Consider the following 12,128-nt stretch of genomic DNA (forward strand, 5'->3'; position numbering starts at 1 on the left):
CCGTGAAGGCACCTGCCTTCGCCGGTCGCACCACCCCGAGGAGGTGGCCAACGGGACTGCAGCGCCAACTCGGAGGCGCTGCAACCCCACGGACTGTGAACTCTCAGGAAGGAGGAAAGGGCCATGAAGACCCTCGCCATCCGGCTCGAGGACGAGCAGCACGCTCGACTCTCGATCCTGGCCAAGCTGGCAGGCACCTCGGTCACGGACACCATCCGCGACGCCATCGAGGCACATCTCGCCACGCTGAGCGCCAACCCCGAGATCTCGGCCAAGGCAGCCGCCTTGACCGAAGAGATCGAGCGCGAAGCCGCCGAACAGCGCAGCGCCATTGCCGCATTGTTCCCGGACACCAAGCCGGCCACGCCCCGGGGCCGCAGCACCAAGAGCTGAACCCGACCTCGACGGTCGCAGCTCACCCCACGCGGGGAGTCAGGTCGAGCCGCAGCCAGCGGCTCCCTGACTCCCCAAAAACAACGTTTCCGAATAAGGGGAGGAGATCCTGAAATGCGAATTCCACAACAGAAATGTTCTCGGCATATACGCCGCGCTGAGATAAAATGAGGAAAACGAAAGGAAACATCGCCAAATCATGAATGCAAAGCGAACGACAAATATAGGACGGCTGGTGAAAGTAGCCCGTGAACGCAAGCAGCTGAGCGTCAAGGAGCTGGCTCGCCGATCCGGACTCGTTGACTCCACCATCGGTCGCATCGAGCGTGGCGACACCGCTGCGCCGACTCCCGAGCTGCTCGACGCGCTCGCCAACGCACTCGAACTGGACCTGGCGGATCTCTACGTCGCAGCGGGCTACGCCCGGCCGACGCAGCTACCGACCTTCGCGCCCTACCTCCGAAGCAAGTACGCCAACCTGCCCAACGAGGCCCGCGCCGAACTCGAAGCCAGCTTCGCCCGCATCGCCGCCAAGCACGGCTACCACGCCGACGGTCCCGCGCCAGGGCAAGACGAGACCGACTGACCCCAAGAAATCAATCACACGCCGCTAGACCGGCGCCGAAAGGAGGCTTCCCATGACATCAACAACTGCAACAACCCCATCAGTACTGGCGAGCCTCCGGCATCTCATCCCACGTCGCCCGCTGACGTTCGACGAAGCACTGCGCGTCGCTGAGCAGCAAGCCATTCGTATGGCTGCGCTCGTCGCCGACGAGCGCGGCATCCTCGAACACCACATCACCGGCCTGCCACGGATCACCGTCGCCTACGACGAACTCCCGGTCAGCGGCATGAGCCACTGGAACGGCGAACACTGGGTCATCACGATCGCCAAGGGCGACCCCGTCACCCGCCAGCGCTTCACCATCCTGCACGAGTACAAGCACATCATCGACCACGGTCGCACTCACGACCTCTACACCGGCGACCGCTTCCGCAGCGGCGAGCAGCAAGCCGAGAAAGCCGCCGACTACTTCGCAGGCTGCGCACTCGTCGGCAAACGAGAACTCAAAGCTGCGTGGGTCAGCGGCATCCAGAAGATCGCTGACCTCGCCAGCCACTTCGGCGTCAGCGAACCCGCCATCCAGGCCCGGCTCGCGCAGACCCGCCTCAATGTCGCCGTCGACAGAGAGCCAACCCCACGCTGCGCCCGCCCGACCACGACAGCCGTAGGAAGCGGGCAGCGGTTCCGGGCCATCTACACAACAAGGAGAGCATGATGCACGCGTCTGAAGCATTCGGTGTCAAGCCCATGGCGGTCATCTATCTGCGCGTCAGTACCAAAGAGCAGGCGACCAAGGGCGGCGAGGCCGAGGGCTTCTCCATTCCTGCCCAACGCGACGCTTGCCTGCGCCGAGCAGAGACACTCGGTGCGGTCGTCGTCGCCGAGTTCGTCGACGCCGGAGAAAGTGCCCGATCCGCCAACCGTCCTGAGCTGAAGAAGATGCTGGCGTTCGTGGCCGAGCACCGCATCAAGCACGTGATCGTTCACAAGGTTGACCGCCTTGCGCGCAACCGCGTCGATGATGTCGAGATCAACGTCCAGCTCGCTGCCGCCGGTGCACAGCTCGTGTCCTGCAGCGAGAACATCGATGAGACGCCGAGCGGCATGCTCCTTCACGGCATCATGAGCTCGATCGCCGAGTTCTACTCGCGGAACCTCGCCACCGAGGCAAAGAAGGGCATGCGCCAGAAGGCCATGAACGGTGGCACTCCCGGCATGGCACCCTTCGGCTACCTCAACGTCCATCGGCGTACTGCGGAAGGCCGCGAGGTGCGCACGGTTGTCGTCGACGACGAGCGCGCCCATTGGGTGCCGTGGCTCTTCGAACGTTACGCGTCCGGCGACTGGACGGTGCCAATGCTGCGCGACGAACTCGAACGCCACCAGGTGCGAACTATCCCTCGACCGAACAAGCCGCCTCGCCCGATCCACAGCTCGCATATCTACCGGATCCTCAAGAACCGCTACTACCTCGGCGTGGTCTCGTTCGAAGGAGTCGAGTACCCAGGCAGCCACCCTGCGCTCATAGCCGAAGAGCTGTTCGAACGCGCGCGGCAAGTGCGGACGCAGCGTTTCGAGAGTGGCGAGAAGCCGCACGTACACAACCACTACTTGAAAGGCTCCCTCTACTGCGGCCGCTGCGGAGAACCTCTGACCTTCGGCCGGGCGCGCAACAACCAGGGCACCATGTACGACTACTTCAGCTGCCTCGGCCGCAAGAACCTGAGGAACGGCTGCAACTTCCGGTCTGCTCAGGCTCATCAGCTGGAGCTACTCGTCGCTCGCCACTGGGGGACTGTGCGGATCTCAGAACGCCATGGTGAGGAGATCCGGCGCCTCGTGCTCTCGCACGTGGAGACGATCGCACCAATGCGAGCGCTGTCCCGTGAGGAGGCCGCTACGCGCCTCACCCGTCTGGCGCGGGAGAGCGAGAAAGCGCTGCAGGCGTTCTACGCCGACGCGGTCGACCAGCATGAACTGAAGAAGGAGCAAGCGCGCATCGCCACCGAGCGAGCCGCGATCGAGGACGAGGTCACCCGCCTCGAACTCAGCGAGTCGAAGGTGACGGCCGGACTCGAACGCTGCCTGGCGCTGCTCGGCGCTCCACAGAGTCAGTACGCCGAAGCCGATCCCGTTGTCCGGCGCGAGCTGAACCGGGCAGTCTTCGAACGCATCTACATCGATGACGACGACATCGTCGGCAGCGACGTCATGCCAGCCTTCCAGAGGCTTCTCAGCCCCACCCTTGATGTCGATCTCGAGGACGAACGGAATGCGCACCAGAACGCGCAGATCCAAACTCACATTTCGGCACCGCTCGAGGACGAGACTGTCCCCACCAAGGATGAAGACCTGGGGGAGAACGTCATGGTCGCCAAGCACCGTAGGCGCGCCCTGGATCTACGCCGCCGGGCCGTTCTGGGCCTCGAACGTCCCAAGGGGCGTCTCTCGTGGGAAGCAAAGAACCACCGCCCGGCAAAGGACGATGGTTCGGATATGAACACTTTGGTGCCCCCGGCAGGAGTCGAACCCGCAACCATCGGAGTAGAAATCCGCTGCGCTATCCATTGCGCCACGGGGGCCTGGCCCGAGGATATCGCTCAGTGTCCCGCGATCGCGGCGGCGACCGCGTGGTGCACCTCGGGGTGGAACACCGACGGCATGATGAAGCTCGCGTTCAACTCGTCGTCGCGTACGACGAGGGCGATGGCCTCGGCGGCGCGCAGCATCATCTCCATCGTCACCTCGGAGGCCCGGGCGTCGAGGAGGCCCCGGAAGACGCCGGGGAAGGCGAGCACGTTGTTGATCTGGTTGGGGAAGTCCGAGCGGCCCGACGCCACGACCGCGGCGTGGCGGGCGGCCGCGGCGGGGTCGACCTCGGGGTCGGGGTTCGCGAGGGCGAAGACGACCGGGTCGGCGGCCATGGTGGGGATCCACTCCGGGGCGAGGATGCCGGGGGCGCTGACGCCGATGAACACGTCGGCGCCCTCGAGCACCTGCTGCAGGCCGCCGGTGCGGCGCTCGCGGTTGGTGAGGGCGGCCAGCTCCTGGTGGGCGGCCGACAGGCCGGGCGCGTCGGCGACGAGCGCGCCGTCGCGGTCGACGACGACGACGTCCTGCGCGCCGGCCGCGAGCAGCAGCTTCACGATCGCGGTGCCGGCGGCGCCGCCGCCGGACACGACGACGCGCGCCGTGCCCATCTCCTTCTTCACCACGCGCAGCGCGTTGGTGAGGGCGGCGAGCACGACGATCGCGGTGCCGTGCTGGTCGTCGTGGAAGACCGGGATGTCGAGGCGCTCGCGCAGCCGGGCCTCGATCTCGAAGCAGCGCGGGGCGGCGATGTCCTCGAGGTTGATGCCGCCGAACCCGGGCGCGATCAGCTCGACCGTGCGCACGATCTCGTCGGTGTCCTGGGTGTCGAGGCAGATCGGCCAGGCGTCGATCTCGCCGAACCGCTTGAAGAGCGCGGCCTTGCCCTCCATCACGGGGAGAGCGGCGCCGGGGCCGATGTTGCCCAGGCCGAGCACGGCCGAGCCGTCGGTCACCACGGCGACGGCGTTGCCCTTGATGGTGAGGCGGCGAACGTCCTCGGGGTTCTCCGCGATCGCCATCGACACCCGTCCGACGCCGGGGGTGTAGGCGAGCGACATGTCGTCGCGGGTCTTGAGCGGGACCTTGGAGGTGACCTCGATCTTGCCGCCGAGGTGGATGAGGAAGGTCCGGTCGGAGACCTTGTGGACCTCGACGCCGGGGACCGCCGCGACGGCGGCCTGGAGATCGGCGGCGTGCTCGGCGTCCGCGGCCGAGCAGGTGACATCGACGGTGAGCCGGTGCGCGCTGGAGTCCGCGACGTCGATCGCGGTCACCATCCCGCCCGCGCCGGCGATCGCCGTGGCGACCTCGCCCACGACCCCGTGGTCGACGGTGGTGTACAGGCGCATCGTGATGGAGTACGACGAGGCAGTGGCAGTCCTGGTGGGCACGGACCCAGTCTCGACCCGTCCGGGGGTTACTCGGAAGTCGCCGGACCCCGCGGGCGGGCGGAGCGGCTACTTGCGCTCGTGCGTGTGCGCGACGTACACGTCGCAGGAGGCGTGCGCGGCCACGTCGCGGGCGATGCTGCCGAGCACCCGGCCGGCGATGCCCTGGACCCGCTTGTTGCCGACGACGATCAGCTCGGCGCCGAGCTGATCGGCCGCGGCCACCATCGCCTCGCCGGGCTTGCCGTCGGCGGCGGCCGTGGTGACCTCGAGCCCGGGGAACGTCGTGCGCAGGCTGGTCGCGACCTTCGCCGCGACCTCCTCGGCGTCCCGCTCGGTGCTGAGGAGGAGGGTGTCGCTGCCGATCTGCACGGTCTCGGACTCGTACCTGCCGAAGGCGGACACGACGTGCAGCCGGGCGCCCAGCGCCTGGGCAAGCGTCGCCGCCCTCTCGGCCGCCGCCATCGCGGTGTCGCTGCCGTCCACGCCGGTCACGATCGTCTTGTCCGCCATTGCTCTCTCCTGTTCGAGCGTGCTCGAGCCGTTCGAAGTACGCCGAGTCGTCAGGGCAGCAAGGTAGCGCAGCCGAGCGGCCCGACTCCGCTCACATCGCGCGCCGCGCCGCCCGTGGTCTCACCCCCGCAGGGCGGCCATCCACTCCTCGACCGCCTCGGGGGTGCGCGGGAGCGCGGCCGAGAGGTTCTGGACGCCGTCGGCGGTGACCACGACGTCGTCCTCGATCCGGATGCCGATGCCGCGCAGCTCCTCGGGGACGAGCAGGTCGTCGGCCTGGAAGTAGAGGCCCGGCTCGACGGTCAGCACCATGCCCTCGACGAGCTTGGCCTCGCGGTACGACTCGGGCGCGGCCTGGCCGCAGTCGTGCACGTCCATCCCGAGCATGTGGCTGACGCCGTGCAGCGTCCAGCGGGCGTAGACCCGGGAGTCGGGGGAGAGCGCCTCGTCGACCGACACCGGCAGCAGGCCGAGGTCGTCGAGACCGTGGGCGAGCACGTCCATCGCCGCGTCGTGGCCGGCCAGGAACCTCGCGCCCGGCCGCAGCGCGGCCAGCGCGGCGTCCTGCGCGCGCAGCACCAGCGTGTAGAGGTCGCGCTGGAGCGGCGAGAACGTCCCGGTGACGGGAAGGGTGCGGGTGATGTCGGCGGTGTAGAGGTTGGCGCCCTCGACGCCCATGTCGCACAAGACCAGCTGGCCGGGGACGATCGGACCGGAGTTCTCGATCCAGTGCAGCGTGGTCGCGTGCGACCCGCCGGCCACGATCGACTCGTAGCCGAGGTCGTTGCCCATCGTGCGGGCGCGGCGGAAGAAGGTGCCCTCCAGCCAGCGCTCGCCGTGCTCGACGACCCGGTCCCACTCCCGCACGCAGTCCTCGAAGCCGAGCGTCGTCGCGTCGACCGCGGCCTGCAGCTGCGCGACCTCCCAGGCGTCCTTGACCAGGCGCATCTCCGACGCGACCCGGGCCAGCTCGCCGTCGCGGGCCTCGTCGCCGGCCACCAGGCTGTCGACGGTGGCGGACACGCCGCGGTGCACCCGGGTCTTCGCGCCCCGCGCCAGGTCGGCCTCGAGCTCGTCGACGTGCTTGACCCTCAGGCCGAGGGCAGCCTCCAGCTCGCCGGCCGACGGACGCTTCCCGGCCCACAGGGCGCCGTACTGCCGGTCGCGGAAGAACTCGTCGGTGTCGCGGCCCGAGCGGGGGCGGGCGTAGAGCACCGAGGAGCCGTCCGGCTCGACGACCAGGACGGCGTCGGACGTCTGGTTGCCGGAGTAGTAGGCGTGCGCGGTGTCGGCGCGGAAGCGGTAGTCGGTGTCGTAGGCGCGCACCTGGTAGCCACCGCCGGGCAGGACCAGACGTTCGCCGGGGAACGCCTCGGCCAGGCGGGCGCGGCGGGCGGCGGCGAGGTCGGCGACCGGATGGCGTGCGACGTCGTCCTCGCGCTCGTCCCACCCGGTCCGCATGAAGGCGGCGTAGGCCTCGGGGACGGCCGGGTCGTGCTGCTCCGTCTTGGGCGTGTTTTGGGCGCTGTCGTCGGTGATGTCCGCACTCACATCGCCACTGTACGCTCGCCCGCACATGCGGCGATCGGGAGCGCGGCAGCCGCTCCCGATAGGGTTCCCCCATGCCTCCAGCCCGCCGCAACAGTGTTGCCTTCACGGTCGTCGTGACCGTGGCGGTGGTGCTCGGCGCGCTGCTCACCCTGCTGGTCCTGGCTCTGTCGGGCGCCCCGGCCATCACCCTGCTGGCCACCGCGCTCGCCGCGCTGCCGGTCGGGCCGGTGCTGGCGGCGTACCTCTGGCTGGATCGCTACGAGCCCGAGCCGCGCGCGCTGCTCCTCGGCGGCCTCGCGTGGGGTGCCTTCGTCGCGACCATGGCCGCGGTCGTCGTGCAGGGCCTCGGTGGCCTCCTCGTCGGCTTCACCGACGACTTCTCCCTGGCGGTCGCCGCGCCGGTGGTCGAGGAGGCGAGCAAGGGGCTGTTCCTGGTGCTGCTGCTGTGGTGGCGGCGCGCGGAGGTCGACGGGATCCTCGACGGCATCGTGTACGCCGGCATGGTCGGCGTCGGCTTCGCCTTCACCGAGAACATCCTCTACCTCGCCGCCGCCTGGAACGGCACCGACGGCATGGGACCGGGCGGCATCGAGGCCGTCACCGGCACCTTCGTGATCCGGTGCGTCTTCAGCCCGTTCGCGCACCCGCTCTTCACGGCGTTCACCGGCATCGGCATCGGCCTCGCGGTCAGCTCGCGCAGCCGGACGGTGCGCTGGCTCGCCCCGCTCGGCGGCTACCTCCTCGCGGTGCTCGCCCACGCGGTCTGGAACGGCTCGACGGTGTACGGCTTCGGCAGCTTCGCCGTCGTGTACGTCGTCATCATGGCGCCGGCCTTCCTCGGTGTGATCGCGTTGGCGTGGTGGGCCCGCGAGACCGAGGCCCACGTGCTGCGGATGGCCCTCACCGACGCGGCGCAGCGTGGCCTGCTCCCGGCCACCGACATCGGTTGGGTCGTGGACCTGCGCGCCCGCCGTGACGCCCGCCGCCACGCCCGCCGCCTCGGCGGGCCGGAGGCGGAGCGCGCGATGCGCGACTACCAGCAGGCCGCCATCGAGCTCGGCTACCTGCACCACCGGCTGTTGCGCGGCACCGCCCCGGCCGACTGGCAGGTGCGCGGTCAGGACTTCCTCGGTCGGATCCAGGCGGCCCGGCCGCGGATCGCCTTTCCCGGACAGGTGGTACCCCAGCGATGACCCTCGGCGCCGATCTCAGCGACGACCTCCTCGGGAGCAAGATGCTCACCGAGGTGGTCCGCCTGCACGGATCCCTGCTCAATGCGCCGCTCCCGCTCGACCTCCCCGGCGTGGATGCGCTGCGGGTCGGGCGCGAGCACATCATCGAGCAGCTCGAGGACTACATCATCCCGCGGCTCACCGAGATCGACGCACCGCTGCTGGTGGTGGTGGGCGGGTCGACCGGGGCCGGCAAGTCCACCCTGGTCAACACGCTGGTCGGCAGCCGGGTCACCGTCCCCGGCCTGCTGCGCCCCACCACGCGCTCGCCCGTGCTGGTCCACCACCCCGAGGACGGCCGCTGGTTCGGCGCCGACCGGCTGCTGCCCGAGCTGGCGCGGGTCCAGCAGCCCACGACCGACCAGTTCGCGATCCAGCTCGTCCCCAGCACCGCCGTGCCGCGCGGCCTGGCGGTCCTCGACGCGCCCGACGTCGACTCGGTCGACGAGCGCAACCGTGAGCTCGCCGCCCAGCTCCTCGCCGCCGCGGACCTGTGGCTCTTCGTGACCTCCGCGGCCCGCTACTCCGACCAGGTGCCGTGGGAGCACCTCAAGAACGCCGTCGAGCGCAACACTGCGGTCGCCCTCGTGCTCAGCCGGACGCCGGAGGAGGACGTCGCGACCGTCTCGGTCCATCTCGCGCGGATGATGGCGGCCCGCGGGCTCAAGGACAGCCCGCTGTTCGCCGTCCCTCAGGGCACCGTCAGCGACGACGGACTGCTGCCGGCGTCGTACGGCACCGAGATCAAGGGTTGGCTCGCGGCGCTCGCCGGCGACGCGGCCGCCAAGCGCGACGTCGTCAACCAGACCGTCGCCGGCGCGGTGCGCACGGTGACCCGCAAGGCGTTCCCGATCGCCGACGCCGTCTCCCAGCAGGTCGGGGCGGTCGGCGAGCTGCTGACCAGCGCCGACCAGGTGTACGACGGCGCGCAGACCGCGCTGCTCACCGCCGGCGCCGACGGGACGCTGCTGCGCGGCGACCTGCTGGCGCGCTGGCAGGAGTTCGTCGGCAGCGGCGAGCTGACCCGCACCCTCGAGGCCAAGGTGGGCTTCGTGCGCGAGCGACTGGTCAACGCGATCAAGGGCAAGCCGCAACAGGCCGAGCGGGTCGGTGTGGCGATCGAGATGGGCCTGCAGGCCCTCGTCGCCGACCACGCCGAACGCGCGGCCGCCGCCGCTGCCGCCGTGTGGAGGGAGCAGTCCTACGGCGAGGCCCTGCTCCGGTCGACCGCCGACGACCTCACCCGAGCGGGCCGCGGCCTGCGCTCGCAGGCCGAGCAGGAGATCCGGGGCTGGCACGAGGAGCTCCAGGAGTTCGTCAAGCACGAGGCCGGCGACGCGCGCCACAGCGCCCGCTTCCTGGCGCTCGGCGCCCGCGGGCTCGCCGTCACGCTGGGCGTCGTCGCCCTCGCCGGGCCCGATCCGCGCGGTGCCGCGGCCGGATCGGTGCAGCTGGGCCGGACGCTGCTGGAGAGCACCCTCGGCGAGACCGGAGCCGCCCGCGTGGTCGACCAGGCCCGGGGCACCCTGGCCCGCCGGCTGACGACCCTGATGGGCGCCGAGCGGGCCCGCTACCTCGCGCCGGCCGCGCAGTGGGAGCTCAAGCCGGACGCGCCCGACCAGCTCCGCCAGGCGGCGCGACGAGTGGACGACCTGCGGTTCGCCGCGGCCAAGAAGGGGACGGGTGGACATCTGTGACTGCACCGCTGACTGAAGGGCTCGACGACCGGATCCCGGGGGACCTCGCGACCCGCGGCACCGCGATCGGCGCCCGGGTCGCCGGTCTGGGCGCGGCCGTCGAGGCGGCCCGCGGCCGGGTGGCCGACGCCGTGCTCGACGACGTCGCCGCGGCCGTCGACAAGTCCACCGGGCGGCTGCGCCTCTCGGCCCGGCACACGGTCGTGGCGATCGCCGGCGCGACCGGCTCGGGCAAGTCGTCGACCTACAACGCCCTGACCGGCCTGGAGCTGTCCTCGGTCGGCATCCGCCGTCCCACGACCTCGTGGGCCACCGCTGTGGTGTGGGGCAGTGCGGGTGCCGGCGAGCTGCTGGACTGGCTCGGCATCCCGCCGCGGCACCAGACCATGCGCGACTCCATGCTCGACACGCGCTCGGAGTCGGAGTTCGACGGCGTCGTACTCCTGGACCTGCCGGACCACGACTCCACCGAGGTCGCCCACCACCTCGAGGTCGATCGGCTGGTGGCCGTCGCCGACCTGATGGTGTGGATCCTCGACCCGCAGAAGTACGCCGACGCGGCCGTCCACGATCGCTACTTCAAACCGATGGGCACCCATCAGGACGTCATGCTCGTCGCGCTCAACCACATCGACACGGTGCCGCCCGAGCGCCGGCAGGCGATGATCGACGACGTGCGGCGACTGCTCGCCGAGGACGGGCTGCCGCAGGTGCAGGTGCTGCCGATCTCGGCGAAGGAGGGCATCGGCATGGCCGAGCTCCGCGCCGAGATCCTGCGCCGGGTCAACGACAAGCGCAGCACGAGCCTGCGGGTGGAGGCCGACATCGCGGCCGCCGCGGGCCGCCTCGAGCAGGCGGGCGGCACGACGCCGGCGGCCGAGCTGCCCAGGCGTCGGGTCGAGGAGGTCGAGGACCGCCTCGCCGACGCCGCCGGCATCTCCGCGGTGGTCGAGGGCATCGAGCGCACCGTGGGGGAGCGAGCCCGCAGTGCCGTCTCCTGGCCGCCGCTCGCGCTGCTGCGCCGCGGCGAGGACGGTCCTGGCGACGATCCCGAGGTCGCGCCCCTCGACCGGGCTGCCGTCGACACCACCATCCGGGCCCTCGCCGACGAGGTCTCCGACGGCGTCGGCCCGGCCTGGGCGCCCCGGGTTCGCGAGAGCGCGTCGGCGCGGCTGGCCGCGACCGGCGAGCGACTCGAGAAGGGCCTGCGCGAGATCGACCTCGGCGGCCGGCTGCCCGCGTGGGTCGGTCTCGTCCGCCTGCTCCACTGGCTGCTGCTGGTCGCCGCCGTCGGCGGCTTCGCCTGGTGGGCCGTCGCGGCCGTGCAGGGCACGACCGAGGATCTGACGGAGGTGGCGGGCCTCCCGCTCCCCGCCGTGCTCGGCATCGGCGGTCTCGTGCTCGGGCTGCTGCTCGCGGCGGTCGGGCGGATGCTGGTCCGGGGCCTGGCCCGCCAGCGCGCCGACCAGGCCGACGAGCGGCTGCGGGGCGTCGTCCACCAGGTCCTGGAGAGCGACGTCGTGCAGCCGATCGGTGTCGAGCTGTCGTCGTACGCCGCCTTCCGTCGTGGACTCGAGACCGCTCGGGCCTGAGGATCGGCGGTCCCGTCCGCCCCAACGCTCCGCGGGGGTGCCGTTGGGTCTCCACAGCACCGGCCCGTGCCCGGGCTCGTCCACAGCCGGAGGGTGCGCCGAGGCGCTTCGTCGGTCCGGTGGCGTGGACTCGTCGGCGACCGGTCGATCTCGCGGCCGGCACCGACGAGAGGAGAGACCGAGATGTCCCACCAGACGATGGTGACCGTGCAGGGCTGGATCGGCACGACGCCGATGCTGCGGGAGGTCGGCGGCGTGCCCGTCCTCAGCTTCCGGCTCGGCTGCACCCCACGACACTTCAGCCGCGCCTCCGGCACCTGGGTCGACGGCCAGCCCCAGTGGTACGGCGTCAGCGCGTGGCGGCGCCTCGCGACCCACGGCGGGCCGTCGCTGCACCAGGGCGACCCGGTCCTGGTGCACGGCCGGCTCGAGCACCGGACCTACGTCAACAAGAACGGCGTGGAGGTCCTCGCCCTCGAGATCGAGGCGCTCACCATCGGCCACGACCTCACCCGCGGCGTCGCCACGTTCGTCAAGGCCGCCTCCGCCGCCGCGGCGGGTGACCCCGACCACGACCGAGAGGCCGCCGCTGCGTAGCCTGG

Annotated in this window: 11 protein-coding genes, 1 tRNA gene and 1 pseudogene; 8 read left to right on the forward strand and 5 right to left on the reverse strand. The window is 70.9% G+C overall.

The features are described from left to right. Window positions 1–123 precede the first annotated feature (123 nt). The 4 genes and pseudogenes from RB608_RS18215 to RB608_RS28330 form a co-directional block, all read left to right on the forward strand. The gene (locus RB608_RS18215) at window positions 124–393 is read left to right on the forward strand and encodes a hypothetical protein (protein WP_308089465.1); all 270 of its coding nucleotides are present in this window, start codon (window positions 124–126) and stop codon (window positions 391–393) included. A 235-nt stretch (window positions 394–628) separates the two neighbouring features. Beyond that, window positions 629–979, forward strand: coding sequence for a helix-turn-helix transcriptional regulator (locus tag RB608_RS18220; protein ID WP_308089466.1), 351 nt, complete (start codon window positions 629–631; stop codon window positions 977–979). A 52-nt stretch (window positions 980–1,031) separates the two neighbouring features. Next, entirely contained in the window at window positions 1,032–1,676 is a 645-nt protein-coding gene (locus RB608_RS18225) for an ImmA/IrrE family metallo-endopeptidase (RefSeq protein WP_308089467.1), read from the forward strand. 32 nt (window positions 1,677–1,708) lie between these two features. After that, window positions 1,709–2,734: pseudogene (locus RB608_RS28330) on the forward strand (recombinase family protein); the annotation flags it as partial. Window positions 2,735–2,767: 33 nt separating this feature from the next. On the opposite strand, the gene RB608_RS18235 reads toward RB608_RS28330, so the two are convergent. From RB608_RS18235 to RB608_RS18255, 5 genes are all read right to left on the reverse strand, one after another. After that, on the reverse strand, window positions 2,768–3,265 hold the full coding sequence (locus RB608_RS18235) for a hypothetical protein (RefSeq protein WP_308089469.1): 498 nt from the start codon (window positions 3,263–3,265) through the stop codon (window positions 2,768–2,770). Window positions 3,266–3,467: 202 nt separating this feature from the next. Then, window positions 3,468–3,543: transfer RNA gene (locus RB608_RS18240), tRNA-Arg, on the reverse strand. 18 nt (window positions 3,544–3,561) lie between these two features. Next, window positions 3,562–4,902 (reverse strand): NAD-dependent malic enzyme, encoded by a 1,341-nt coding sequence (locus RB608_RS18245; protein ID WP_308089615.1) that lies wholly within the window; start codon window positions 4,900–4,902, stop codon window positions 3,562–3,564. 108 nt (window positions 4,903–5,010) lie between these two features. Further along, a complete protein-coding gene (locus RB608_RS18250) occupies window positions 5,011–5,454 on the reverse strand; it encodes a universal stress protein (protein WP_308089470.1) in 444 nt (147 codons plus the stop codon). A 120-nt stretch (window positions 5,455–5,574) separates the two neighbouring features. After that, window positions 5,575–7,005: an aminopeptidase P family protein gene (locus RB608_RS18255; RefSeq protein WP_308089471.1), complete on the reverse strand. Its 1,431-nt coding sequence runs from the start codon at window positions 7,003–7,005 to the stop codon at window positions 5,575–5,577. Window positions 7,006–7,076: 71 nt separating this feature from the next. Between RB608_RS18255 and RB608_RS18260 the strand changes: the two genes are divergently transcribed. From RB608_RS18260 to RB608_RS18275, 4 genes are all read left to right on the forward strand, one after another. Then, entirely contained in the window at window positions 7,077–8,198 is a 1,122-nt protein-coding gene (locus RB608_RS18260) for a PrsW family intramembrane metalloprotease (protein ID WP_308089472.1), read from the forward strand. Further along, window positions 8,195–9,934, forward strand: coding sequence for a GTPase domain-containing protein (locus RB608_RS18265; protein ID WP_308089473.1), 1,740 nt, complete (start codon window positions 8,195–8,197; stop codon window positions 9,932–9,934). The genes RB608_RS18260 and RB608_RS18265 overlap by 4 nt, the downstream gene beginning before the upstream one ends. After that, window positions 9,931–11,526: a GTPase gene (locus RB608_RS18270; RefSeq protein ID WP_308089474.1), complete on the forward strand. Its 1,596-nt coding sequence runs from the start codon at window positions 9,931–9,933 to the stop codon at window positions 11,524–11,526. Before RB608_RS18265 ends, RB608_RS18270 begins: the two co-directional genes overlap by 4 nt. Before the next feature lie 183 nt (window positions 11,527–11,709). After that, on the forward strand, window positions 11,710–12,123 hold the full coding sequence (locus RB608_RS18275) for a single-stranded DNA-binding protein (RefSeq protein WP_308089475.1): 414 nt from the start codon (window positions 11,710–11,712) through the stop codon (window positions 12,121–12,123). Window positions 12,124–12,128: the final 5 nt, after the last annotated feature.

Source organism: Nocardioides sp. LHD-245, from assembly GCF_030929495.1.
In the GTDB taxonomy this organism is placed as follows: Bacteria; Actinomycetota; Actinomycetes; order Propionibacteriales; family Nocardioidaceae; genus Nocardioides.

Bases quoted from the DNA above. Each gene is read 5' to 3' on its own strand.
- RB608_RS18265 (WP_308089473.1), top strand. From the start codon at position 8,195: ATGACCCTCGGCGCCGATCTCAGCGACGACCTCCTCGGGAGCAAGATG.
- RB608_RS18260 (WP_308089472.1), top strand. From the start codon at position 7,077: ATGCCTCCAGCCCGCCGCAACAGTGTTGCCTTCACGGTCGTCGTGACC.
- RB608_RS18275 (WP_308089475.1), top strand. From the start codon at position 11,710: ATGTCCCACCAGACGATGGTGACCGTGCAGGGCTGGATCGGCACGACG.
- RB608_RS18245 (WP_308089615.1), bottom strand. From the start codon at position 4,902: ATGCGCCTGTACACCACCGTCGACCACGGGGTCGTGGGCGAGGTCGCC.
- RB608_RS18225 (WP_308089467.1), top strand. From the start codon at position 1,032: ATGACATCAACAACTGCAACAACCCCATCAGTACTGGCGAGCCTCCGG.
- RB608_RS18215 (WP_308089465.1), top strand. From the start codon at position 124: ATGAAGACCCTCGCCATCCGGCTCGAGGACGAGCAGCACGCTCGACTC.
- RB608_RS18250 (WP_308089470.1), bottom strand. From the start codon at position 5,454: ATGGCGGACAAGACGATCGTGACCGGCGTGGACGGCAGCGACACCGCG.